This is a genomic window from Peribacillus sp. NPDC055009 (genome assembly GCF_053608705.1).
The window spans coordinates 353,390-379,664 of sequence record NZ_JBSGVZ010000003.1 but is presented as its reverse complement, the minus strand read 5'-3'; the positions used below and the strand labels follow the sequence as shown (position 1 = coordinate 379,664).

23 protein-coding genes are annotated in these 26,275 nt (G+C 41.6%); 20 read left to right on the top strand and 3 right to left on the bottom strand.

The annotated features are described in order from the left end of the window. From ACWF5P_RS08035 to ACWF5P_RS07970, 14 genes are all read left to right on the top strand, one after another. The gene (locus ACWF5P_RS08035) at positions 1-1,434 is read left to right on the top strand and encodes an aldehyde dehydrogenase family protein (protein ID WP_434169613.1); all 1,434 of its coding nucleotides are present in this window, start codon (positions 1-3) and stop codon (positions 1,432-1,434) included. Positions 1,435-1,496: 62 nt separating this feature from the next. Continuing rightward, positions 1,497-2,120, top strand: coding sequence for a cupin domain-containing protein (locus tag ACWF5P_RS08030; RefSeq protein ID WP_063594732.1), 624 nt, complete (start codon positions 1,497-1,499; stop codon positions 2,118-2,120). Positions 2,121-2,122: 2 nt separating this feature from the next. After that, complete coding sequence (locus tag ACWF5P_RS08025; RefSeq protein WP_434168690.1) at positions 2,123-2,821, top strand: alpha/beta fold hydrolase; 699 nt, start codon at positions 2,123-2,125, stop codon at positions 2,819-2,821. A gap of 54 nt (positions 2,822-2,875) precedes the next feature. Further along, positions 2,876-3,652: an aldolase/citrate lyase family protein gene (locus ACWF5P_RS08020; protein ID WP_434168691.1), complete on the top strand. Its 777-nt coding sequence runs from the start codon at positions 2,876-2,878 to the stop codon at positions 3,650-3,652. Positions 3,653-3,708: 56 nt separating this feature from the next. Further along, positions 3,709-4,947 (top strand): ester cyclase, encoded by a 1,239-nt coding sequence (locus ACWF5P_RS08015; protein ID WP_434168692.1) that lies wholly within the window; start codon positions 3,709-3,711, stop codon positions 4,945-4,947. A gap of 64 nt (positions 4,948-5,011) precedes the next feature. Beyond that, positions 5,012-6,280 carry a histidinol dehydrogenase gene (gene hisD / locus ACWF5P_RS08010; protein WP_434168693.1) on the top strand — a complete coding sequence of 423 codons (1,269 nt, stop codon included), beginning with the start codon at positions 5,012-5,014 and terminating at the stop codon, positions 6,278-6,280. Positions 6,281-6,501: 221 nt separating this feature from the next. After that, positions 6,502-7,725: an MFS transporter gene (locus tag ACWF5P_RS08005; RefSeq protein WP_434168694.1), complete on the top strand. Its 1,224-nt coding sequence runs from the start codon at positions 6,502-6,504 to the stop codon at positions 7,723-7,725. A gap of 534 nt (positions 7,726-8,259) precedes the next feature. Further along, on the top strand, positions 8,260-9,228 hold the full coding sequence (locus tag ACWF5P_RS08000) for an ABC transporter substrate-binding protein (protein WP_101224349.1): 969 nt from the start codon (positions 8,260-8,262) through the stop codon (positions 9,226-9,228). An 85-nt stretch (positions 9,229-9,313) separates the two neighbouring features. Beyond that, positions 9,314-10,318, top strand: coding sequence for an iron chelate uptake ABC transporter family permease subunit (locus ACWF5P_RS07995; RefSeq protein WP_434168695.1), 1,005 nt, complete (start codon positions 9,314-9,316; stop codon positions 10,316-10,318). Continuing rightward, on the top strand, positions 10,315-11,328 hold the full coding sequence (locus tag ACWF5P_RS07990; protein ID WP_434168696.1) for an iron chelate uptake ABC transporter family permease subunit: 1,014 nt from the start codon (positions 10,315-10,317) through the stop codon (positions 11,326-11,328). Before ACWF5P_RS07995 ends, ACWF5P_RS07990 begins: the two co-directional genes overlap by 4 nt. A gap of 15 nt (positions 11,329-11,343) precedes the next feature. Continuing rightward, the gene (locus tag ACWF5P_RS07985) at positions 11,344-12,135 is read left to right on the top strand and encodes an ATP-binding cassette domain-containing protein (RefSeq protein ID WP_434168697.1); all 792 of its coding nucleotides are present in this window, start codon (positions 11,344-11,346) and stop codon (positions 12,133-12,135) included. 170 nt (positions 12,136-12,305) lie between these two features. Next, a complete protein-coding gene (locus ACWF5P_RS07980) occupies positions 12,306-13,283 on the top strand; it encodes a zinc-dependent alcohol dehydrogenase family protein (RefSeq protein WP_434168698.1) in 978 nt (325 codons plus the stop codon). A gap of 189 nt (positions 13,284-13,472) precedes the next feature. Then, positions 13,473-14,783: an amidohydrolase family protein gene (locus tag ACWF5P_RS07975; RefSeq protein WP_434168699.1), complete on the top strand. Its 1,311-nt coding sequence runs from the start codon at positions 13,473-13,475 to the stop codon at positions 14,781-14,783. 138 nt (positions 14,784-14,921) lie between these two features. After that, the gene (locus tag ACWF5P_RS07970) at positions 14,922-15,188 is read left to right on the top strand and encodes a hypothetical protein (protein WP_230177182.1); all 267 of its coding nucleotides are present in this window, start codon (positions 14,922-14,924) and stop codon (positions 15,186-15,188) included. A gap of 51 nt (positions 15,189-15,239) precedes the next feature. On the opposite strand, the gene ACWF5P_RS07965 is transcribed toward ACWF5P_RS07970, so the two are convergent. Beyond that, positions 15,240-16,193, bottom strand: a complete 954-nt coding sequence (locus ACWF5P_RS07965) for a bile acid:sodium symporter family protein (RefSeq protein WP_101224343.1) — start codon at positions 16,191-16,193, stop codon at positions 15,240-15,242. Between the two features lie 278 nt (positions 16,194-16,471). On the opposite strand from ACWF5P_RS07965, the gene ACWF5P_RS07960 reads away from it, so the two are divergent. From ACWF5P_RS07960 to cobT, 4 genes are all read left to right on the top strand, one after another. Then, positions 16,472-16,888 carry an Rrf2 family transcriptional regulator gene (locus tag ACWF5P_RS07960; protein WP_434168700.1) on the top strand — a complete coding sequence of 139 codons (417 nt, stop codon included), beginning with the start codon at positions 16,472-16,474 and terminating at the stop codon, positions 16,886-16,888. A 114-nt stretch (positions 16,889-17,002) separates the two neighbouring features. Further along, complete coding sequence (locus ACWF5P_RS07955) at positions 17,003-17,710, top strand: nitroreductase family protein (RefSeq protein ID WP_434168701.1); 708 nt, start codon at positions 17,003-17,005, stop codon at positions 17,708-17,710. A gap of 251 nt (positions 17,711-17,961) precedes the next feature. Continuing rightward, entirely contained in the window at positions 17,962-18,507 is a 546-nt protein-coding gene (gene lepB / locus ACWF5P_RS07950; RefSeq protein WP_434168702.1) for a signal peptidase I, read from the top strand. Between the two features lie 131 nt (positions 18,508-18,638). After that, positions 18,639-19,685 (top strand): nicotinate-nucleotide--dimethylbenzimidazole phosphoribosyltransferase, encoded by a 1,047-nt coding sequence (cobT, locus tag ACWF5P_RS07945; protein ID WP_402940870.1) that lies wholly within the window; start codon positions 18,639-18,641, stop codon positions 19,683-19,685. A gap of 87 nt (positions 19,686-19,772) precedes the next feature. Here cobT and ACWF5P_RS07940 read toward each other — a convergent pair whose 3' ends face one another. Continuing rightward, on the bottom strand, positions 19,773-21,173 hold the full coding sequence (locus tag ACWF5P_RS07940; RefSeq protein WP_434168703.1) for a sigma 54-interacting transcriptional regulator: 1,401 nt from the start codon (positions 21,171-21,173) through the stop codon (positions 19,773-19,775). Between the two features lie 244 nt (positions 21,174-21,417). Here ACWF5P_RS07940 and ACWF5P_RS07935 point away from each other — a divergent pair, with 244 nt between their 5' ends. After that, positions 21,418-23,091, top strand: a complete 1,674-nt coding sequence (locus tag ACWF5P_RS07935) for a thiamine pyrophosphate-binding protein (protein ID WP_434168704.1) — start codon at positions 21,418-21,420, stop codon at positions 23,089-23,091. Positions 23,092-24,041: 950 nt separating this feature from the next. Continuing rightward, entirely contained in the window at positions 24,042-24,245 is a 204-nt protein-coding gene (locus ACWF5P_RS07930) for a hypothetical protein (RefSeq protein ID WP_434168705.1), read from the top strand. 664 nt (positions 24,246-24,909) lie between these two features. Here the strand turns inward: ACWF5P_RS07930 and ACWF5P_RS07925 are convergent. Next, positions 24,910-26,067 carry a LysM peptidoglycan-binding domain-containing protein gene (locus tag ACWF5P_RS07925; RefSeq protein WP_434168706.1) on the bottom strand — a complete coding sequence of 386 codons (1,158 nt, stop codon included), beginning with the start codon at positions 26,065-26,067 and terminating at the stop codon, positions 24,910-24,912. Positions 26,068-26,275: the final 208 nt, after the last annotated feature.

Here is a 26,275-nt window from a genome sequence, read left to right as displayed (position 1 = left end):
ATCAAGACAAATTCCGATAAAAAGAGATTATATATTGGCGGCGAGTGGCTGGAAGGAAAGAATCATTACGATCTTCGGTCTCCTTATTCCGGCAAAGTGATCGCGCAAGTGCCTATGGCAGAGAAGGAAACCGTTCTAAAAGCGATAGAATGTGCAGAACAAGGTGCAAAAGAAATGAAAAAGCTAACAGCACTTGAGCGCTCCAATATCTTGGAACGTGCAGCAGGAATTTTTAAGGAAAGGCTTGAGGAGTGTGCATTAATACTCGCTAAGGAAAATGCTAAGCCATTGAAGGCGGCAAGAGGCGAAATTTTACGCACGATTGAAACATACAAGTTTGCAGCAGAAGAGGCAAAACGGATTCATGGTGAAACGATTCCGATGGATGCCGCTAAAAATGGCAAGGGCCGTTTTGCTTATACAAAGCGTGAACCGCTCGGCGTCATTGCTGCCATCACACCTTTTAACTTTCCATTTAATTTAGCGGCACATAAGCTTGGTCCTGCGTTTGCTGCAGGCAACTCAGTCATTTTAAAACCGGCTTCACAAACACCGCTAAGTGCATTGGCCGCAGCCGAAATTTTTGAAGAAGCAGGTTTACCTAAAGGCGCCCTGAATGTTGTTACAGGTAAAGGAAGTGACGTCGGCGATGTATTGGTCACTGATCCGAGAATTAAAATGGTCACATTTACAGGAAGTGTCGAAGTCGGCTTGGGGATCAAAGAAAGAGCTGGCTTGAAAAAGGTGACATTGGAGCTTGGTTCCAATTCTGCTGTCATTATCGACAGTGCTGCTGACCTAGATGCCGTTGCACAGCGCTGTGTCGAAGGTTCCTTTGCCTATTCAGGTCAGGTTTGCATCTCTGTCCAACGAATTTATGTACAGGAAGATTTATATGAGTCCTTTTTGCAAAAGTTTACCGAAAAGACGAAGCGGCTTAAATTTGGAGATCCGGAATCAGAAGATACAGATCTTTCCGCGTTGATCAGTATAAATGAAGCAAAACGAGTGGAAGGGTGGATCGAATCGGCTAGAAACGCTGGAACGGAAATTGCATATGGCGGTCAAAGAACAGGTGCAATCCTTCATCCAACCATTATCAAAAATGCGGGGTCAACACAGGAGGTAAGCTGCCAAGAAGCATTTGCCCCCATCGTTTCAGTGAATTCCTATAGCACATGGGATGAAGCCATCGATCTTGTGAATGATTCTTTATACGGCCTCCAAGCAGGCGTCTATACAACTTCGATGCCTAAAGCTTTTGATGCTGTTGATCGGCTTGAGGTCGGAGGTGTCATCGTGAATGACATCCCATCATTCAGGGTCGACCACATGCCATATGGCGGTGTGAAAAACAGCGGGACTGGCAGGGAAGGTATTAAGTATTCAGTCGAGGAAATGACTGAATTAAAACTAGCCGTCTTTACCCTCTAAATAGATATGTCATGAAAATTGAGAAATGAAAAAAATCAACGAACAGGGAAGGGGAAATTAAAATGTCAGTACAAGAGCCTAAAGTAAAAAAAGCGGTTACGAATGAGGAAATGGAAAACAATTGGATCGTCCGTTTTGATCAAATGAAATCAAAAGGAATACCGTTAATGTTCATTGATAGTATCATTCCGGGTCATCAACGTATCAACTATACATTAATTGGTGATACAGCAAGCGAAAATGATAATTTCACTCCTGAAATTACCGAGCCGCATGGTTTTCAAATCGGAATGGTGAAAGCCCAAAAAGGGAACGGTCCTGCTTACCATACGCATGATTACATTGAATCCTTTCTTCCTCTCTCAGGAAAATGGCGTTTTTACTGGGGGAAGGGCCCTGATGAAATTGATGGCGAAACGATCATCGATCAATGGGACTTAATTTCATTACCGCCAGGCTTATGGAGAGGTTTCGAAAACATCAGTGAAGAAGATGCTTGGATCTTCGCCGTTCTTGAACAACATAAAGTATTTGATGGAAAAGACCCTTACTGGTCACCAAAAGTGATCAAGGATGCAGCTGAATATGGATTCTTTGCCAATGATTTAGGCAAAATGATTAAACCGGATAACTTTGAAGAACTTGAAAAGGAAATTGCCGATAAATTGAAAATGGGTGAAAAATAAGAATGGCTAAAGTCCCGCTCATTTTGCTTCCTGGTACGCTTTGTGATGAGCGTCTATGGGAAACGGTGAACCTATCAGATCTTGCTGATGTAAAAGTCTGTGATGTATCGAAGGCTGATACTATAGAAGGAATCGCAAAGTCGGTATTGGAAGAGGCACCTGATAAGTTTGCACTTGCAGGTTTATCCCTGGGTGGCATCATTTCTCTGGAAATCATGCGAATAGCACCAGAACGGGTCATAAAGCTAGCGTTGCTTGATACGAATCCAAACCCTCCAAGCCTTGAACAAATCGAAGGTTGGGAGAGGTTCATCGATATGGCGAATAACGGTCAATTTCTGGATATTACTATCAATCACCTTCTGCCGGTGTTAATCCACCCAGACCGAAGAAATGATGAAGGATTAGTTTCAACGATCATCGATATGGCTGAAAAAGTCGGGATCGAAAGATATATCAATCAGTTAAAAGCAGTGATGACGCGCTCTGACCAACGTCCCATCCTTTCTACTATTTCATGCCCGTCCATGATTTTGGTAGGAAGGGAAGACAGGGTGTGCCCCCTGCACATGTCCGAGTTTTTAACGGAAAACATCCCGGCGGCGAATCTTGAAATCATAAGTCATTCAGGCCATTTAAGCCCTTTGGAACAGCCTGAAAAAGTAAGCGCTGCATTGAGGGAATGGCTGTCATGTAATTGAAATGCTGGGAACTGGATTGAACAAGATACAGTCTGTAGAAAGAGAGGGAAGAAGATGAAGAATAATGCCATAAAGGAAAAAATCAAACGCGGGGAACAAGTTCTTGGTGCATTTTTAGGGATAAATTCGCCGCCATTAGTCGAAATGCTCGGTTATGCCGACTTTGATTTCGTCGTAATTGATGACGAGCATGGTGCATTCAGTGCATCAGAGCTTGAAAACATTATCCGTACGGCAGATTCTATTGGGCTTGTCCCGATCGTCCGGGTTTCATATGACCCTTCCAGTATTCAAAAGGCTTTAGATCGCGGAGCAAAAGGTGTACAAGTACCAATGGTCAATACAAAAGAAGAGGCACTTGAGGTTGTTAAGCGGGCTAAATTCCCTCCATATGGAAATAGAGGAGTGTCGTATTCCACCAGACCGGCGCGTTACGGAAAAGATGGCGGAAAACCCTATTTAGATGAGAGTAATGAAAATGTTATGATAATTGTGCATATTGAAACGCTAGCTGCAGCAAACAATTTTGAAGACATTGCAACAGTTCCTGGTATTGATTTGGCATTTATCGGTTCTACAGACCTCTCGGTGAACATGGGATACCAACTAGAAGGGGCAAGTCATCCTGAAGTGCAAAAGGTCATCGATGAACTGTTCATAAAAGGGAAAGAGCTCGATATGCCAATTGGTACCGTTGCCAGTAACAGCGCTGCCGCTAATGCGGCTTTTGACAAAGGCGCCCAATATGTCGGGGTCATATTGAATAATGTGATTACGTCTGCGTTAAATGATGTTGTCTCTGTAAGCAAGGCCACTCAATCTGTTAAATGACTTTACAAGAAGTACAGCATTTCAACGAAACTATTTAAACGAAAAGGATGGTTATAATGGCAGACAAAAAGACAGGTTCAGTGCAAGTAGCTCCAAAAGAAGAAAAAACAGCAACGAATGCAAGCCAACCGGTCAAGAAAGCACCAAACTTCATCTTCTATGCGGATGCTGAAGACGTTAATATGCTCGATACAAAAGATGATTATGATTACATTAATATAGAAGAAACGAATCAAAAGAAACAGAGGATGAACGGCTTTGACCCGGAATACAATAACATCGTTGATTATATTGTGAAAATCACACGTCAAATCTGGAAAGAGAAAGACATCGGACTTATTTACGATACGTATAGCACAAGCATATCCGTTCATAAAGGGTTGATCAATAGCCATGGGGTTAACGAAGTCATCTCAGGTACGCTGCAAACCTTGCATGCTTTTCCGGATCGGAAAGGGCTGGGATGGAGTGTAATCTGGTCAGGGGATGATGAAGCAGGATTTTTCACTTCACACCGGGGGCGTTCAGTTGCAACGAACCTTGGAGATAGTTTATACGGTCCTGCCACTGGAAAGAAAGTGATGTTCAGAACAAGCGCTGATTGTATGATTTTAAATAATAAGATTTACGAAGAATGGCTTGTGATGGATACATATCATCTTGTCCTGCAACTTGGCTTGGATCCGGTCGAGTTTGCTAAAAAAATGGCTAGAAGTACGCAGAAGCTTGCTCCTTCGATACAGTTTGGATTTAAAGAGACAGCAGAAACGGGGCTTCCTCCCAAACTATTCACTCCATCTTCTGATGAGTTTGAGATAGGGGAGTTCATGCAGCTTGTATTCAATCGAATTTGGGCTCGGCGGTCATTTAATTTTGTTCGGGAATATTATGAGGAAAATGCAGTCGTTCATTATGTCTGCAACAAGGATGTAATCGGAGTAAGTGAAATTCAAGGAATGTTCATGAGCCTCTTTGCCTCCATACCGAATGGGAAAGTGATTCTTGAGAGGGTAACTTGTAATAGACGCGGCTCTGACAGTGATTGGGATGTAGCTGTTCGCTGGAGAATACAAGGAGTGCACGAAGGAACGGGATACTTCGGAGCCCCTAGCGGAAAAGCCATTGATATTGCCGGCATCAGCCACTATAAAATCCGCAATCAAAAAATTTCGGAGGAATGGCTATTGTTTGATGGAATGGAAGTTTTGCGTCAGATTTATTTGCCTGATGAAAACGAATCACAACAAGATGGAGAATCCACAATCGATGACGGGAATTTTACCGGCGTATCATGATTGGCCAGTTGACGGCTGTTCTGCAGCCGTCACTTTACTAAACAACGATTAGGGGGAAAATAGGATGGAATATATGAAAAAAGCGGACGTAGTTGAACAGACCTCTTCACATGAAGTGGAACAAACGGTGAAGTCCATTATTGAAAATGTAAAAGCAGGCGGGGATGATGCCGTACGGGAATATGAAAAAAAATTCGGTGATTCCGATCGTCCTGTCCGGGTTAGTGAAGAAGAGATCGAGCATTGTATCAGGACTCTTCCAGAAGAGGTAAAGGTGCTGATCGATCGAGTCGTGGAAAGAGTATCCGATTTTGCTAAAGCACAGTTGAACTGCCTAACTCCATTCGAAAAGGACTTTGGCGAGGGTATTAAAATGGGGCATAGAATCGTACCGATCGAAAAGGTGGGGGCTTATGTTCCAGGCGGGAGATTCCCGTTATTATCATCAGGACCCATGGTCGTTGCCCCGGCAAAGGTAGCAGGAGCAAAAAGGATCGTTGCAGCAAGCCCGGCCAATTATGAAGGCGGCATCCATCCGGCCGTTTTATATGGCTTGATCCGCTCCGGTGCAACAGACATTTTTGCAATTGGCGGGGCGCAGGCCATTGCTGCCATGGCATATGGAACCGAATCCATCCCGGAAGTGGATATCATCGCTGGACCAGGTAACCGGTTTGTCGCAGAAGCAAAACGTCAGGTGTTCGGTAAAGTGGGCATAGACCTTATTGCCGGACCGAGTGAAGTGATGGTATTTGCTGATGATTCGGCTTCACCTCAGAAAATAGCGGCCGATTTACTTGCCCAGGCTGAACACGATCCGTACGCACGGGCCATTCTTGTCACAACGTCCAGAACGGTTGCCGAAGAAACAGAAAAAGCAATCGAAGGATTTTTGAAAACATTCTCACCATCTTCCCCTGCACACGAATCATGGGAAAAAAGAGGGGAAATCATTTATGCAGATTCATTACAAGAAGGACTGGATATTTGCAATGATTATGCCATTGAACATCTACATTTGCATATCAAAAATAGCCGCGAATTGATGGATAAACTAAATAATTATGGATCATTATTCCTTGATGAAGGAAGTTCCGTCGTCTTCTCTGACAAAGTATCTGGAACGAACCATACATTGCCGACTCAAAAGGCAGCAAGATATACAGGGGGACTTTGGGCAGGAAGTTATGTGAAGGTCATGACACACCAGGAAATCACAGGTCAGGGCATTCAATTCCTGGCATCCCATGCGGAAGATCAATCTGAACTCGAAGGCTTGGAAGGCCATAAATTATCGGCCACAGTCAGGTTGACAGAGTGTGCTTCTAAATGATTATGATTGCTGAAAACGCATTCAATTAAGGAGCATGCTTCTGGTGCAGCCCCTTGAAGAAATGGATACTACCATTCTGCCTGAAATAGTTTCAGGTGGATGGGCAGTATCTGCAGATTAGATCCTAACCCTGAAAAATATATGAGAATATGTGTAAATACTAATAGCATCGCCTTTCTGTCCAGTGGGACGAAAGGGAGGGGAATGAAAGGGTGGAATATATGGACAAAACTAAAATTAATAATCGGAAAGAAACCATCTTATTCTTTATCATTAGCTTGTTGTTCTTTGTCACCATTACCGCATTTGATCCATTTATCTCCTCTTATGCTAAGGATCTTGGGTTCGATTCAGTTATTATAGGCAGTATAATCGGAATTTCAGGGATTGTGGCCCTATTGACACGACTTCCGATAGGTGTATTTTCGGATATGCTGCATAAACGAAGATTGTTTATCCAAATGGGGTTGCTGATAACCATTGTAATGTGGACGCTAGCCTTTTTCATACCAAATGCTACCACATTGTACCTTGGGAAAATTTCGGATGGTTTAACTGGTTCCACCTGGGTTATTTACAATGTTATGTTCGCCTCTTATTTTGGTGTGAAGGAAGCTGCAAAAGCAGTGGCGATATTGGGTGTTGCATCGCCGGTTGGCTCCATACTAGGGACAACCATCGGTGCATTAGTGGCCAATAGTTATGGGTATCGGTATAGCTTTTTAGTAGCGGTGGCCGCCGCCATACTTGCGTTTGTTTTAACATTTTTCACAAAAGACCTCAGCATTAAAGGGTTAAAAGTAAAATACGATAAGAAAATACTTGTTGAGCAAATCACCGATAAAAAAATCTGGGTCATTTCCGTTTTGGCAACGATTGCTTTGATGGTCACCATTGGAACAAGGGATACGTTCACACCTTTAGTTGCTACCGACCTTGGAGCAAATCCGCTATTGATTGGCATGCTGGCAAACACACACCTGATCATATATGGCTTAGCCGCAGGATTATGCGGAGCCCTTTTTTATAAAAAAATCGGTTTAATGAATACGGCGATTTTGGGAGCGGTATTACAAGGGGTCATCATCATATTGATTCCTTATGCTGAAAATTTAACGATGCTTTTTCTATTGCAGGCATTCCAAGGTTTTGGTTACGGGCTGATCTTTACGGTCGTCACTTCCTGGGCTGTTGAAAATATCCCGGAGATTAAACAATCTACGAGAATGGGCTTGTTCCAAAGTTTATATTCGGCTGGAATGTTTTTGGGACCCGTCCTAATTGGCATCTTGATTGAAGTGTTTTCAAGATCCACAGGTTACCTGATCATGGGGGCATTATCAATTGCTTCAACCATTCTTATCAAAACCTCCATAAAACGCTCAAAAAAAGAAGCTTCTAATGAAGAATTTCCTCTTGAAGAGATGCTGATAAATAGAAAATGATTCATTGAAACAGGCAAGAGCAGACCTTAACGGGTTTGCTCTTTTGAGTCGGATCCTATATTAAATAAAACAACTATCTGTCATTTAAGGCTGAGCGTCAAACCAATATTAGTTAATATTTGAGTTTGTAGACAAAAAAGGTATTACCTAAAATTTCAAAACAAAGTTGATGGGAGCGAGTGCCTGTAGTGGAAAGGGACGTTAGAAGTTTTATAAACCCACATAAAAACTGAGACAAACTTGATTTTCAACGAATTTGGTCCACAATCTCAATATTAGTTCATTTTTTGTTAACTGGTAAATCTTGATAAGCTAAGACTATCATAGGGTCCAATTTACTTCACGTTATCAATAAAATGCATGCAGATTGTCTTAATGGCCATAATGATTTTTATTCACAAAATTTCATTAATATTGACCGCATCAATCTATGACTTTATCATAACAACAGGATAATGATAATCATTTTCAATTATGAATGTATTCGTCGGATAAGAAGTTAAGTAGTTATAGATGACGGAAAGGGTGCAAAAAATGAGAGAATCTAGAAAAGTAAGAACATTTGGGGGAGGAGCATTCATCCTGTTATTTACGATTATGATGGTGTTAACAGGATGTAATAATTCTCAAAAAACAACGGAGGCAGAGAAGACATCTGCCGCAACAAAGAATCAAGAAGTAAGGACGATTAAGCATGAAATGGGAGAAACGGAAATTAAAAACACTCCTAAAAAAATAGTTACGCTTGAGTTATCTTTCGTTGATTCTTTAAATGCCCTAGGGATAAAACCTATCGGGATTTCAGATGACAACAAAAAAGATATGATTACAAAACTTGTTGGTCAAGAAATGGATTATACTTCCGTAGGAACACGTGAGCAGCCTAATTTAGAGGTTATCAGTTCTTTACAGCCGGATTTAATCATTGCAGATGCTGAGCGACATAAAGGGATTTATAAAGATTTACAGCAGATTGCTCCTACCGTTGTCTTAAAAAGTCGGGAATCTACATATCAAGAAAATCTGGATTCTTTTAAAACGATTGCAAAGGCAGTAAACCAGGAAGATGCTGCAGAAAAAAGATTGAGCGAGCATGAAAAAACGATTAAGGAACTTAAATCAAAGCTTACTGTTGATTCAAATATGACGGTTTTACCAGCAGTTGTACGAGATACTTCATTCCAAGCCCATACTTCATCTTCGTATGATGGAGAATTGCTTGAGCGCATGGGATTGAAAAATGCCATTCAGCAGGAACTACCACATGCCGAAATGAATCTGGAGCAGCTTGTCGAGATTGATCCGGATGTGCTGCTTTTAGCGAACAATGAGGGTAAGTTACTTACTGATGAGTGGAAAGACAATCCTCTTTGGAAAGACTTGAAGGCTGTAAAAAACGGACAAGTGTATAGTGTTGATCGAGATTTATGGACGAGATACCGCGGTGTTGTATCCGCAGAGGCCATTGCTAAAGACACTTTAAAAATGCTTGGAGAAGAATAGACGAACAAAAGCGAAGTAAGAGATCCCATTCTTACTTCGCTTTCCATTAGGTTTAAATTTTGTCAGGAAGTGTGTTGTATAGAAAATGGAAACTGTAGGTAGAAGTAAACTGAAAGTGTTATGTACGGCTATAGCTGGGATCGTTTTGTTAATTTTAGGTATCCTGACGAGTATTTCTGTGGGAGCGTCCGATATTGATGCATCAATGGTTTTGAAGTCCTTTTTTGAGGCCGACTCGTCCAAGGAACAGACTATTATAAGGACTCTTCGATTGCCACGAGCTTTAGTTGGAGCGTTGGTCGGTGCCAATTTAGCGGTAGCGGGTGCTCTCATGCAGGCTATTACCCGGAATTCATTAGCTTCTCCACAAGTGTTTGGTGTTAATGCCGGTGCCTCATTTTTTATTGTGTCAGCTTTTGTTTTCTTTCCTAACCTTTCTTCCGTGTCTCTAGTTTGCGTTGCATTCATTGGTGCAGCAGTGGGAGGGATGGCAGTCTATTCTTTTGCTTCGGGGGGAGGAATGACCCAAGTGAAGCTGGCATTGGCTGGAATGGCTGTTCACTTTTTTTTATCTTCCTTAACGCAAGGCATGATCATCTTTAATGAACAAGCGAAAGATGTGCTCTATTGGTTAGTCGGGTCTATTAATGGAAAAACATGGGCTCACGTGAACATGATCCTTCCTTGGTCTCTTTTCGGGCTGCTTGTTGCTGCCATGTTCTCTCGATCTGTTTCGATCCTTGTCTTAGGAGAAAATATGGCGCAGGGACTTGGGCAGCGGGTGCATCGAATCCGTATTTTAGCAGGAATATTGGTGATCATTTTGGCAGGATCTTCGGTTGCCGTCGCAGGCCCAGTGGGATTTGTGGGATTGATCATTCCTCATATCGTCAGGAGGCTGGTGGGCGGGGATTATCGAAGGATCATCCCTTTTTCTGCATTATTCGGCGCTTTACTCTTAGTTTACGCAGATATTCTCGCACGTTTCATCGCTTATCCTTTTGAGTCGCCGGTAGGCATCGTAACCGCTATGATCGGTGCGCCATTCTTCCTTTATTTAGCTAAGAAAGGGAGGAATATTAAGCAATGAAACTAAAACGGACATTTGGGTTGAAATCAACTTTGCCCCCGTATTCTATTATCCTGTTGCTGACGGTTACCGTGCTGATTTTAGCAATGGTGAGCCTGGGCTTAGGGGCCATTTATATTTCACCTTTAGAAATTCTCCAAAATTTCCTTGGAAATGGCATGCAAAGTCAGACATTCATTTTGCACAACTATCGCATACCGCGCATTCTAATTGCCGTGATAGTGGGGGCCGGATTGGCAACGGCCGGAGCCATTCTGCAAGGAGTCCTTCGAAATCCGCTGGCTTCTCCAGATGTGATTGGGGTAACAAAAGGGGCCGGATTGGCAGCAGTTATCGTCATTGTTTTATTTCCGCAATCGCCCATTATCGTACTGCCTCTTTCAGCTTTTATCGGCGCTGCGGTCATGGCGGCCATTTTGATGATATTTGTTTATAAAAAAGGAGCTCAACCAAATACGATAGCTTTGGTCGGAATCGCTTTAGGGGCCATATGTCAAGCTGGCATAGAGTATTTCATGGTCAAGTTCCCGGATGATGTAAACACGACACTGCTGTGGTTGACTGGCAGTCTATGGGGAAGAGGATGGGATCAAGTATTCATTTTGCTTCCATGTCTTGTGCTTGTACCTGTATTGATTGCATTGACGTCTAAAATGGATGTACTGAGTCTTGGAGACGATATAGCTACAGGTCTCGGTGAAAGATCAAAATCACTGCGTTATATATTGTTAAGTGTTTCTGTCATATTAATCGGAGTCTGTGTAGCAGCGGTTGGTTCGATCGGGTTCATTGGTTTAATTGCCCCCCATATTGCACGGAGGATGGTAGGGTCAAAATTCAAGGTATTACTTCCTGCTTCAGCTATTTTCGGTTCTATCTTTCTCCTCGTTGCCGATAGTCTTGGAAGAGGATTATTCCCTCCAATAGAAATACCCGCCGGAATCATCACTGCGGTGATTGGTGTACCATATTTTTTATATCTATTACGCCGTGAACGAAAAATAACATAAGGAAGGCTGAATATCATGACAACATTATCAGCAGAGCATCTTTCTCTCTCTTATGGATCAACTCAAATTATTGAAAATATTGATTTAGAAATTCCCGAAGGCAAGATCAGTATAATCATTGGCTCCAATGGCTGTGGCAAATCAACCATTCTGAGGTCTCTAGCTAGATTATTGATGCCTCAGCAAGGCACGATCTATTTAGATGGAAAAGCAATTCATCAGCAGTCTTCCAAGGAAGTAGCGAAGAAATTGGCCATCTTACCCCAAGCTCCGGAAGCTCCGGAAGATATAACCGTTAAAGAACTATGCTATTATGGCAGGCATCCGCACAAGGGCTTATTTTCTAGACAAACCCAGGAAGATCATAGGATTGTCGACCGTGCATTATCAGCAACAAAAATGACGGAGTTTGCTGATCGGACATTGGATGCATTATCTGGAGGACAAAGGCAAAGGGCATGGATTTCGATGGCTTTAGTACAAGAAACCGACCTTTTACTGTTAGATGAACCGACAACCTATCTCGACTTAGCGCACCAAATTGAAATATTGGAATTACTGCGCTATTTAAACGTAACTTATGGACGTACGATAGTCATGGTTCTGCATGATTTGAATCAAGCGGCACAGTATGCCGATCACCTGATTAGCATTAAGAAGGGAAAAATCTATAAAGAGGGACCTCCTGAAACAGTATTCACAAAAGAGATGATCAAGGACGTCTTCAGACTGGAATGCTGTATTATTGAAAATCCAGTAGATCAAACGCCCCTATGCATTCCAATTGGTTTATCTAAAGAGTATTAGAAAAACTAACGACGATCGTGCCGGATGGAATAACGAATTACAGAAGTCAACATATTCATTGTTGGCTTTTTTGCTTATTTACGATGTTGAGAGGGATAGTTAAGATATTTTAGATCAAGAGTATAAATGATAGAATAGATAGACATATATATTAAAGGAGACTTAGTATCTTGGAAGCCAAATGTGTTAAATTCTATGAGTTTGGGAATCCGGAAAAGGTTTTAAAAGTTGAAAATAAACTTATTCAAAAACCTTTAAACGGGGAAGTCCTCGTTCGGATGACCACACGTCCCGTTAACCCGTCTGACTTGCTGCCCATTCGCGGTGCATATTCTCACCGAATTCCCTTGCCTTCCATACCTGGTTATGAAGGGGTCGGCATTGTCGAAGAGGTGGGTGCTTCGGTTTCGAAAGAACTGATAGGCAAGCGTGTTCTGCCTTTGCGCGGTGAAGGGACCTGGCAGGATTATGTTAAAACATCTGCGGAGCTGGCCATCGTCATTCCAGATTCACTTGAGGACCATATAGCAGCGCAATTATATATAAACCCGATAACCGCATGGCTAATCTGTACAGAAGTATTAACATTGAAACCGGATGATGTTTTACTAGTAAATGCCTGCGGATCTTCCATTGGCCGCATCTTTGCCCAGTTATCCAGAATTCTTGGATTTAAGCTGATTGCTGTAACGAGAAACAATAAGTATACGGAAGAACTGCTTAAACTTGGTGCTTCATATGTGATCGATACGTCACGATCATCATTGCATGATACAGTGATGGAAATGACGGATGGGCGCGGAGCGAAAGCGGCCATAGATTCAGTGGGCGGCATCGATGGCTCAGAACTCGCTTTTTGCGTTCGGCCAAATGGCACCTTATTAACGATTGGCCTTTTATCGGGACAGCCTGTGAATTGGGCAAAAATTTCCGAAAGGACAAAAGTGAATGTTAAAATGTTTCATCTTCGGCATTGGAATCAGCAGGCTTCCGTTCAAACCTGGCATGAAACGTTTAATCTTTTGATGGGGTTCATCGCTGATAAAAGGGTGAAATTCATGATGCCGGATTCCTACTATGGTCTTCAAGATGTGAAAGAAGCCATGATTGTCACAGGCAATAGAGGGAAGATATTTTTAAGCAATTGATTTTGCAATAGGCATCCACTATGTGGTGGTAATTGAAGAAGCATTCATCTTGGAGCACTTCCAATAGGTTCCTAAGGTAAATGGAAATGTCCCTTGATAATATGGAATTACTTGATTACATGTAAGGTGCTAGTTTAGAATGCGGAATAGAACATGTTAATACATGTGAAGACTTTGGAGGAAATACTTATGAAAACAATATATGTGAATGCTACATTTTTTACTATGGACAAGGAAAATCAAATCTTTGAAAACGGCATGATGATTGTACAAGATCATACCATATCCTACATTGGCCAGCATGATGAACAACAATTGGCAGATGCAGATCAAGTGGTCAACCTTGGCGGGAAATGGATTATGCCAGGCCTTGTGAATGCCCATTCGCATATTGTAATGACCCTTTTACGCGGTATCGGGGACGATATGCTGCTGAAGCCATGGCTTGAAACGAAAATATGGCCGATCGAAAGCCAGTTTACAACGGAAATCGCCTCTGTAAGTTCACAGCTTGGCATCATGGAAATGATGAAATCAGGAACCACGACATTTTCGGATATGTTTAATCCTAATGGAATAGATGCGGGTGCTGTCATGGAGACGATAGGCGAAACAGGAATGCGGGGAGCCTTTTCCTACACGATCTTCAGCTTGGGTACGGAAAAAGATCAAAAGGCGAACCTCATGGGAGCTGAGCAGTTTTCAAAAAACTATAAAACGTTTGCCGATGGCCGCCTGACTACAATGGTCGCACCACATAGCCCATATGCCTGCACACCTGAAGCGATTATGGAAAGTGCACGGATTGCAAAAGATAATGATTTGATGGTGCACATTCACGTATCGGAAACGGACTTTGAAATCCTCGACATCGAAAAACGTTACGGATCCCGTCCTGTCGAGCACCTTCGCCGTCTAGGGCTGTTCGATCAGCCTACCGTGATGGCACATGGAGTGGTTCTCAATGATGAAGAGCGGGCAATCCTAAAACAGCATGATGTTCGCGTTGCCCATAATCCAATCAGTAACCTAAAGCTCGGATCTGGAATAGCAGATGTCGTCAGCCTTCTTGATGCAGGCATTAAAGTGGGGGTGGCAACAGATGGCGTTGCCTCCAATAACAACTTTGATATGTTCGAAGAAATGAGGACAGCTGCATTACTGCAAAAAGGAATGTATAAGGATGCTACTAAATTCCCTGCCCAAACGGCACTCGCCATGGCCACAAGAATGGGTGCCGAAGCAGTAGGAATGGGTCATACAGGATCACTGGAAGCTGGTAAAAAAGCAGATTTCATCACCATTTACCCATATGACAAAGAACATCTTCAGCCATTGAGTGAAGCCTATTCGCACCTGCTTTATGCAGCACGCGGAAATGATGTATGTGATGTATACATTGATGGCAAAAACGTCGTGAAAGATGGCCGCTGCTTAACGATCGATGAAGAAAAAGTAATCGCCGAAACAAATCGTCTGCAAGGTACCTTATCACGATAATGCAGATGTGAGAACAAAAAAAGGAGCTGCCATTTGCAGCTCCTTTTTTATGGATTAAGTTAAGCGACGAAAATTGGTTGTAGGTCAATTAATCTGGTTGCACGTCGGAATAAATTTGTAGGGGATAATTCGTGTCAAATGGCATTCAAAAAAATTTACCGCCAGTATTGTAGAATAAATAGATCTCAACACTTAGAAACCCGTCGTGAGTCCAGTTTCTTGGAAATATGGAAACAAAGGAAGCCGATAAAAAATATTAATAAGAAAATAGGTATGGCAAAAACGGTAAAAAACGAAAAGACGAAAAAAATGCTGCTGACCGCAAATATTAACCAACTGGTAATCAGCAAGCAGCTGGATAAAAAATCTTTGACAGCATGGATCATGAATTTCACCACCGTATGAAGATTTATGTAATGATTATACACTATCTTCCAATCATGTTGTTTCGACGGCTCACCCTTCATTCACATCACGATGGAAATGCCTTTCCATGACATAGCCAAAAAAGGAGGCAAGCATTTGTTGAAACAGCATCCCAAGTACAACGGGTACCGCGACGGCAGCAGGGAAATAGGCGGTTGCAAGAACGGCTCCCGCACTGATGTTTCGCATGCCACCTGTAAATGTCAAAGTGATGATATCCGCCTTATCCCATCTTAAATATGCCCCGACCATCCAAGAAATGGCATACCCAGAAGCAGCTATGAACAAAACCAAGAAGGCCATGATCATTAATTTCTTATCGAAATGGGTTAAGTAAGGCGCGATTTTTGAACTGTTCAATATGACTACGATTCCAACGCTTATCTTGGAAAATGGAGCTAAGCGGGGGGATAGTGTATATTGTATCTTCCCTTTTGTAGCTTGATTCAAGAACATGGCAAGCATGGAGGGAAGAACGACCATACCGATTAATCCTTTCACCATCGAACCTAAATCCATTTCGATCGAACCGCCTCCAAAAAGGGATACACTGTATGGAACGATGAATGGCGAGAGTAGGGTGTCGATCAAGATGATCGTTAGGGCAAGTACGGCATTCCCATTATAAATGGATACCCAGATCATACTGGTGACACCGGTTGGAATCACTACAGCCAGGACTAGGCCGGTTATCGTGAAAGCATCACCATGGAACACTAAATGGCCGAGTCCAAAAGCCCAAACAGGCATAAGCATATGAAGGATGATCAATACGATGAAAACAGGTAAAGGGTGGGTGACTGCCTGTTTAAGAGATTCAAAGTTGGAGCCTAAACTTCCGGAAAAGGTAATGAAGGCAAATATCCATGGGACAAGAAAGGTGTAATCCATTAGATGTTCGGCCAATAATACCCCAATAACCACGCTTATCGGCGTGATAAGGGGCATAATTTTATCCATTTGTTCATTTATTGTTTTCAGCATGATTCATCCACTTCCTGAGTAAAGTAAATTCTATTAAGTAAGTTTACCATATTCCTAAAAATATAATTTGTAAGACAAGCAATTTGTCTATTTATTTTTTGGATTTTTAAAAAAGATTACTATCACTGCCCTGGAACTCGCATCGTTCCAAAAGGGCTTCAAGCTTTCCCCGACGAGGGAGGGTTCATTAAAAAGAAGAGGTTTTAGGCAGGATTGTTCGATGCATCGTTGTATATTCATTGAAAAATAGTTTAAAGTAGAGGAGAGAGGTGAAAGAAATGTCAGAAAAGGTTTCCAGTATTATGTGGTTTAGTCTTGCCGTACAAGCCCTGCTTGTTCTTGCTGATCATGATGGATTATGTAATAGTAATAAATTGGCCGTTAAGCTTGATTCGGAGTCAGGTTTTCTTAGAAAAATATTAAGTAATTTAGTGAAGGCCGGGCTGATTCAAGCGAAGGAGGGCAGGGATGGGGGATATTCACTTGCCAAAAATCCCGAACAAATCATTCTTGCAGACATATACTCTGCAATTAAATCGGAACCTTTCTCAAAAGGTTTTCTTGATGTGAATGATAAAAAATGCTTTCATCCATCTTCTAGAGAAGCGTTATGCGGTTTGAAAAACGAGATGGAGAGCTGGATTATACACGGCTTGGAACAAAAGACGATTGCTGACTTACTATCAAAATCTTAATGTAAAAAACGAAACTGACAAGGTTTCGTTTTTCTTAAACTGTATTTGACAAAAGAACAGTATGCATTATATACTGTTCCTGTATTAAATACAGTTAAATGGAGGTCATTATAAATGACAAAAAATATAATGAGTAAAGAAGAGTACCTAAATAAATCGAAAGAATTGAATATACCGGTTGAAAAGCCCAAAGTCCTTAATGATACGGATTTCATTACGGTAGCAAATGAACGGAGATCTGTTCGCCAGTACGATCCTGAATACGTGATGACTGAAGAAGAAATTCGTGAAATTCTGGAAATTGCGATTCAAGCACCATCTTCTTCCAACTTGCAGCCATGGAGATTCCTTGTGATTCAAGATAAGCAAACCCAGCAAGAATTGCTTCCCATCGCAAATAACCAACAACAAATCGTCGACGCATCTGCTGTCATTGCCGTTTTAGCTGATATTGAAGGTTACAAAAATGCAGAGCGGATTTATGGTGAATTAGTCAATAAAGGGATCATGAAGAATGAAATCAAAGAGCCATATGTAGCCTCTATTCTGCATAATTACGGAAACTTTTCTGCTGAAAAGGCTTTAAGTGTAGCCATGATTGACGGTGGCTTGGTTTCCATGCAGATCATGTTGGCTGCAAAAGCAAAAGGATACGATACAGTACCAATGGGAGGCTTTGATGAAGCCAAATTTGTCGATGCATTCAATGTACCGGAAAACTTCAAGCCTGTCATGTTAATTTCCATTGGAAAAGGAACTAAAGCAGGGTTTGAAAAAGTTCGTTTGCCACTCGATACTATATTGACTTGGAATAAATACTGAGGAAAAAACGTAGTAAGAGGATAGCTGAAATTTGCTATCCTTTTTTTCATGGTTTGAGATTGGCATTGAAAATGATTTAATCTCGCAAGCGATAAATGGATATGTTACAATTTTTCCATATATTTCTTTGGAAAGTCACCTCGAAAGTCCCCGACCGCAAAAGGATATTTAAGGGGATAAACAGAGCTAAAGAATTGCGCTGAAAGCCAATAATTGGTTTAGCCGTTCACAATGGATGGGAGGGAGTCCTTATGAAGAATATGAAAAGTGAAGTGTTTTCGTGGTTGAAAGCCATTTTATTCGCTTTAATGATCGTGTTCATTTGCCAACAGTTTTTATTTACGCCAGTCACAGTAAAAGGTGAATCAATGGAGCCGACTTATGAGAATGATGACCGGATCGTGGTAGCTAAAATCGGAAAGCCGGAGCGCTTCGATATGGTTGTATTTTATGCTCCGGACGCTGAAGAGAATTATATAAAAAGGGTGATCGGTTTACCAGGTGACAGTGTCGAAATGAAAGATGATGTCTTATATATTAATGGGAAAAAGTATAAGGAACCATATTTGAAAACAAAAAAAGGGGAAATTCCTCCTGAAGAGAATCTGACGGAGAATTTCAGCCTGAGTGATTTACTTGGGAAATCCAAGGTACCTGCGGGTCATTTATTTGTCATGGGGGATAATCGGAGGAACAGTTGGGATGGAAGAAGATTTGGTTTTATTTCTGAAGAATCACTTGTGGGCAAAGTGAAATTTCGTATCTACCCACTTAATGAAATGGGAGTGCCGAAGTGAATTGAACACAGTAAGTACAAGTGAAAGCTTAGAGGATAATTATGTGGACTAAGTTGTATTTATAGCAGATGATGGATAAGAACCTTTTCCTGTGGTTAAGGTTTTTCATTTTGGATTGTGGGGGTATTAATATGACGAATGGGTTAGCTGCCATCTCCATCCCGATGCTGGATGAAGAAATGGGACGGCAGGTTAAAGGACATGTCGATTCGCTGACGGTTCCTAAGGGAAGCTTAGGCCGGCTTGAAGAATGGATAATCGAACTGGCCAAGATGACAGGAGAGGCATTTCCGGACATTTCGAAACCGGGGGTTATCGTGTTTGCGGCCGACCATGGAATTACGGAAGAAGGGGTTTCGGCTTATCCAAAAGAAGTGACGGAACAAATGGCTCTCAACTTCCTGAATGACGGTGCCGCAATCAATGTATTAAGCCGGGCGATAGACGCTTACTTGGATATTGTCGATATAGGGATCGATGCAGATATCGAGGCACCAGGGTTAACTTCGAGAAAAGTCCGCAATGGAACTAGAAACTTTTATAAGGAAGAGGCGATGACAAAGGAAGAAGTAATTCAAGCGCTTGAAATTGGATATGAGCGTGCAGAGAAAATGATTGCCCATGGTGTGAACTGCCTGATTCTTGGTGAAATGGGAATCGGAAATACGACATCCAGTACCGCCATCATCTCCATCGTAAGCGGGAAAAGCGTCGAATCACTAGTGGGGCAGGGAACAGGATTGAATTCAGAAGGCATTTTACATAAGCGAAGAATAATTGAGGAAGCGATTTCATTAAGAAATCCCAATCCTGATGATCCAATCAACATTTTGATGAATATCGGTGGATTCGAAATTGCAGGTATGGCAGGGGCCATGCTTGCTGCAGCGAATAACCGTATACCGATTCTTGTTGATGGTTTCATTACAACCACGGCTGCTGTATTGGCAAACCTGATTTCCGGACGTGCAGTCGATTATATGTTTGTTGGACATCGATCTGCAGAACCTGGTCATAGAACGGCCATTGAACTGCTTGGCAAGGAGCCGATCCTCGACCTGGGAATGAGAATCGGGGAAGGAACAGGGGCTGCCCTGTCATACCCCATCCTTAAGGCAGCGACATTGGTCATTAAAGAAATGGCAACATTTGAATCTGCAGGCGTGTCAAATAAATAAGAAACAGGAGACCTTCGATACGCTGGTCTCCTATTTATACAGGTTAAAAAGGTGGATACTGCATTGAAATATACACTCATCCCGCTGTTACTTAATGGGCAGGTGTTCTTTATATTTCTTCATTTTCCTGACGACGGAAGGCTGGCTGATTCCTAAGAATTTAGCCATTTCATATGTGGACTTGCATTGTTTACTCGCTTTCATCATCATCCATTTTTCGACTTGTTCGAGGGCGGTATTGAGATCACTATCATCAACCATCATATTGTCGATCATTAGGGTATCATCTATTTTCTCCAAAGATTCTTGTCCATGGAAATGGGAGGGGAGAAAGCCTGGGAAAATGATGGAGTCTTCCGAGGTCAAAATGAGCCGTTCAATCAGGTTTTCCAATTCACGAACGTTTCCTGACCATTTATGCTGAATCAGTATTTCATAAGTGGAAGGGTGCAACTTCTTATCTGTCTTGTATTTATTGTTGATAATTTCGAGATTATGATTGATTAAGATGGCAATGTCTTCTTTTCTTTCGCGTAATGGAGGTATTTGGATCGGAATCACATTTAAGCGGTAATACAAATCTAGCCTGAATGTTCCCTTTTCCACCATTTCTTCAAGGTTTTGATTGGTTGCAGTCACAAGCCGAAAATCTATCCTATACTCTTTTTTCCCGCCCACTCTTTTAAAGGTCTTCTCTTGCAGGACATTTAATAATTTCACTTGCATATCCAGGGGAAGCTCCCCGATTTCATCCAGAAATAAGGTTCCGTTATCTGCTTGTTCCACCAGCCCCTGCTTCCCCTGCTTCTGCGCACCGGTGAAAGATCCCGCTTCATATCCAAACATTTCGGATTCAAAGAGACTTTCTGGGATGGTACTGCAGTTGACTTCGATGAATGGCTCTTTGCTGCGGTAACTCTGATTGTGCAGCCGCCGGGCAAATACGCTTTTTCCCACACCGGATTCCCCAAGAAGCATGACTGTCGCATCCGTTTTGGAAACACGGTGTATCGTTTTGGCGATTTGCCGCATTTCCTTACTGCGATAGATCAGCTCCTCCTGTTCCCTAAGTTCCTCGACCTCCGATTGGTATTCTTGAATCTTTTTCTCCAATTGACCGTACTGATCCTGGAGGTTCCTTATTTCAGTTTGATCTTGGGCATAGCTGACGACACGAATCAATTCACCATCCTCATCAAAGATGGGGTAGGCAGTCGACATGACGATTTTTCCCGTCTTCGTTTGCTGCATGATCTGGACAGGTGTTTTCTCTTTCAATACCATGGCGGAAATCGACGGTGAAAGGATTCCTTCCGTTTCGAGCTGGTAAACGGATTTCCCAAGATAATGTTCTGGTTCGATTCCATATATCCACCAATGGTTAGGATTCGTGAATAAAATGAATCCTTTTTCATCGGTCACGGTAATATTGTTATTGGAAGTGTTGATGATGCATTCCAAAACTCTTTTAACATTGTTATCACTCATCATTTTCCCCCTTATCCACTTTCCAGTGATTCAAATATAAATCAAAATCAGAGGTGAATCAAGAATTTTCAGATATTTTGATTTGGAATTGAATCATTTATGAAAGCATGCCTGCGATAATCTCACTCATTTCATACATCAAAGCTAAAACTAGAGTAATAGAGTAGCGAACTGCTTTACTTACGGTTAACCTACATATGTTTGGGTATAAATAAAGTATAGAGTATTCGATTTGAAGGAGTGATTGACTTTGAACAGAACCTTGGGACAATTTTTATACGACTGCTTAAAAGCAGAAGGCATTACAGAGATTTTTGGTGTGCCTGGAGACTATAATTTCTCATTGCTAGATACTTTGGAAGATTACGATGGGATTGAGTTTATTAATGGACGAAATGAACTCAATGCTGGATATGCAGCGGACGCTTATGCCCGGGTGAAGGGCATGTCGGCACTGATCACCACCTTTGGTGTCGGTGAAATGAGCGCATGTAATGCAATCGCTGGTGCGTACAGTGAAAATGTGCCGCTCATACATATTGTCGGCTCGCCAAAGTCCATGATGCAACAGGAGAAGGAGCTTGCCCATCATACGTTAATGGACGGAGATTTTGATGTTTTCCGTAAGGTTTATGAGCATATCACCGGTTATACGGCGATCCTTACACCGGAAAACGCGGCTAGGGAGATACCGGCTGCAATCCGAATTGCGAAAGAAAAGAAAAAGCCGGTTTATTTGGTAGTGGCTATCGATCTCGTTGAAAAACCGTTGATTTCCCACAGTGAGGCTTATGAGAATGCGGCCAAACCGAATGTCGATGCGTTGCAGTCAGCAGTAAAGCATATAAAGGGTATGTTAGAACATGTAAATAAAGCGGTTCTGCTTGTCGACGTAAAAACACTTCGCTATAACTTGCAGAAACCTGTACTTCAGCTCGCTGAGAGATTAAATGTTCCAGTTGCTTCATTAATGCAGGGGAAAAGCGGGTTTGATGAGAGCCACCCCCAGTATATTGGTGTATACGGTGGAGCTTTCGGAAGTAAGGATGTAACTCAGACTGTTGAAGAAGCGGATTTCATCATAGCCGTTGGTGCTGTTTGGTCAGACGTCAATACTTCCAAAGGTACAGCAAAGCTTAACCCGTTGAAAATGGTGGAAATTCAACCTGACACTTTAAAAGTTGGGGAAGCCAGTTATATGAATGTCATGGCGGAGGAAATTCTAAGTGCGCTCCAGGACATTGGCTACCGGCAGAACGAATCTGTCGGAAACATCTCGTTTCCGTATGACACAATGGTGGAAGACCCGTCAGCACCACTGAAAGCGGCTTCCTATTATCCTCGAATTCAGAAAATGTTGAAGGAAAATGACATTGTGGTCACGGAAACAGGAACATTCTCTTATGGCATGTCACAGGTCAGATTGCCGAAAGGGGCGACTTATATTGCTCAGGGAGGCTGGCAAAGCATCGGTTATGCGACGCCCGCAGCTTTCGGAGCTTGTATAGCGGATAGAAACCGGCGTGTTCTTTTGTTTACCGGGGACGGCTCGATTCAGCTGACAGTACAGGAAATAAGCTCGATGCTGGAGAACGGCTGCAAGCCCATCGTGTTCATCCTCAACAATAACGGCTATACGATTGAAAAATTCTTAAACGTAAAAGTCGATATAGAAAAACAGAAATACAACGAAATACCAGAGTGGGATTATACAAAACTGGCTGAAGCGTTTGGTCAAGAGGCATTTACAGCAAGAGTCGAGACTAATGGTGAACTGGATGATGCCATTACAAATGCTCAGGACATGAACGCCGATAAACTTTGCCTTATAGAGCTGGTCGTGAAAGATCAAATGGATGCACCGGATTATTTGAAAAAAATAAGGCAGTACCTTGAAGAGCAAGAGAAACTAAAGTAATTCATGTACGAAATTCCCTCACTCCTGATTAAAACACTAGAATATATACTTTATGTTTTGTTTATGAACCTCACTAGATAGAAGAATTATGCGACACTCCTGCCGAATAACTGCTGGCCGAGACACCACAGGCGTTTGCTTAGATGTAGCTTGGCAGACAGCCGGCGGAAAGGGAGCGGATTTCTGAAATGAAGCTGGAACGTTTTTTTAGTAGAAACTGTAGGCGAACTTGCTCTTCATCGAGTGTGGAGACAAAATGGGTTTCGGAGTCCGAATAATGAGGTGAAAGTCGAAAAAAATTCGTGAACGGTCGAATAAAGTGCCTCAACGGTCGAATAAAGTGCGGGGTAGGTCGAATAAAGTGCCTCAACGGTCGAATGCTGTCCGGGATAGGTCGAATCCAGTGCATGAACGACCGAATACAGTGAGGCTTAGGTCGATAAACTGTGTCAACGGCCCAAGACAGTGCAGCTGTTCGAATACCTTGCTTCGGCCTTGATGGTTTTTACTGTAACCGTTATTGGATAGAAGAATTATGCGACACTCCTGCCGAATAAATGACTGGTCGAGACACCACAGGCGCTTGCTTAGATGTAGCTTGGCAGACAGTCAGCGGAAAGGGAGCGGATTCTGAAATGAAGCTGGAACGTTTTTTTAGTAGAAACTGTAGGAGAACTTGCTCTTCTTATTAATATACAGTCTGAAAGGTCTTCTGTGATGAAGGCCTTTTTTTGTTGGTAATCTAGATACTGCACGGCCCGATCAAGGACAAGAATGGCAAGTTCCAGAGTGACAATACCAGTAATGGTACCTGTCATTTCAAAATTGAAACCAAGAATTTTTAAACTAATAGTATTATGAAAATGTCACTAAGTAATAGGGAAAATATTTTTCCTAAGTAGAGAAAACCATTCTTTTTAGCAATTTCTGTAGAGAAGGAGGCACAAAAAATGCGTAAAAGTGTATCATTAGCGCGGTTAATAGAGTCGAATAAAGAAAATCTCAACAATAATCAGCCGTTCATAGATCTTATAGAAGAAAAAGTCCATAGAAAGCAAGTTGAAATGCAGGAAAGGCATTTAACAAAACAGGCAGGTGAGGAAAATGTTATTAAGAAAGGCTTGGTTATTACAACAAACGATTACCTTTCATAGAAAAAAGAAGGATGAAATAGCACAACGAAAGGAATTATCAAGCTTTGAAGGCGTCCGTATCAGTAATCAACTTAATTATGCGATTGTGGAAATGCAAAGGTTAATGCGCGAGGTATGAGGAAAGAGGGGGATAAAAAAGGTTAGCTTAAATTTGTATATTATTAAGTGAAGAATTTTAATGGTTTAACTAAAACTACCTATTCAGATTATTAAAATGAAAAAAGAGGTGATGATAATTAGTAAGTATTGGTCTTATAAAATGCTTTTAACTGGTGTGTTTATCATTGCTGTAATTATTTATAAATTTGGGTTTACTAGTGAAGGTTTTTGTATGTCTTGCAATAACTTTTAAGTGTGTTGAGTATTTTTAATCGTAAAATCAATTATAAAAAAAGACTTAATACTTTAACGAATAAAAAATAATAACATTTCATTTCCAGTTATAAATAACAAACCACATTTGGATTATCCAGCTTGGAAGGAGTCCGTATCAATAAACAATTTAATTATGCGATGCAAAGGTTAATGCGCTAGTGAGGATGAGAAGGGTTATAAGCCATAACACCAGTTGGCGGCTATTTGACATTATCATACACAAAAAAGCGTGTTTGATCTTTTTTATCAAAACACGCTTTTTGCTCTTTATCGTTTACTGCCATCACATTTAGTTAAGAACTCGGACTGCCTTCACAAAGCTAGGTCCCCAGTAAGAATTGTTAATGTTAGCGTAGGATACTCCTTTAGATGTAGAAGCATTCAGCATTTGACCATTACCGGCATAAATTCCTACATGGTTGATTACTCCATCATTATTGGTATCAAAAAATACTAAATCCCCTTTTTGAAGGGCTTTTGAAGATACAGCTGTACCAACGTGTGATTGTGCCACTGAATTTCTAGGCAAGGAAATACCTGCACTTTTGAATGCCCTTAATGTGAACGAAGAGCAATCAAAAATGTCAGTCCGCGAAGTGCTCGCACCGTAAACATACTTGGCTCCCATGTATTTAGCACCAGCTGCCAGAACTTGATCCGCTTTGGTCGATTTGGACGGTTTATTAATTGAAGAAGCCGAGGCTTTCCCTGAAACACGGATGGTTTGGCCTATACGAATACGATCTGAATTAGAAATATTAGGGTTTATTTTAAGTAAGGCACTAAGGGAAAGGTTATATCTTTTAGCGATGGTTGATAAGGAATCCCCTAATTTAACCACATAAACGTCTGTTGTATTTTTATTATTATCCGGAGTGCTGGTAAGGGTATTAACCTTCAGGACCTGACCGGGAAAAATAAGGCTACCAGTCAAATGGTTTTTAGACTTTAATTGTTGGACAGTCATATTGTTGGCTCTTGCAATTTTGTCCAGGGTGTCCCCGGATTTGACTGTATATGTAGCATTTGTTTTAGCCGTAGAGCTGGATGCAGGAGCTTGTCCGGAAACACGGATGGATTGGCCAATATAAATGCGATCCGAATTAGAAATATTAGTGTTTAATTTAAGCAGGGCACTAAGTGAAAGGTTGTATCTTTTAGCAATTTTAGATAAAGTATCCCCCAGTTTAACTACATGTTTTTCGGTTTTATCTATATTCTTAGTGTTAAGAGTATTAAATTTCAAGATTTGGCCGGGAAAAATAAGGTTACTAGTCAAATGGTTTTGAGATTTTAATTGTTGGACAGTTGTATTATTAGCTTTAGAGATTTTATCAAGGGTGTCCCCTGATTTAACTTGATAAGAACCAGCATAGGCAGAAGTGCCGGCGATAAGGGTACCTATAATGGTTCCTGCAAGAATGAAAGAGTTTTTCGAATTGTTCATTTAGGAAAGTTCCTCCTGATGTGGTAAAAAAATATGTAGCATTTATATTATAAAGGTAAGGCATATAAAAAACATGACCCATTTAAATAAAATTCAACTTTTTCGTCATTTATCAGGATATTTTGCAGATCTGTCATATTGAGTGGATTCAAGTGGATGGGCAGGATCCTTAATATCGCATAAAGAGATAACTAGGCTAAAAGAGATT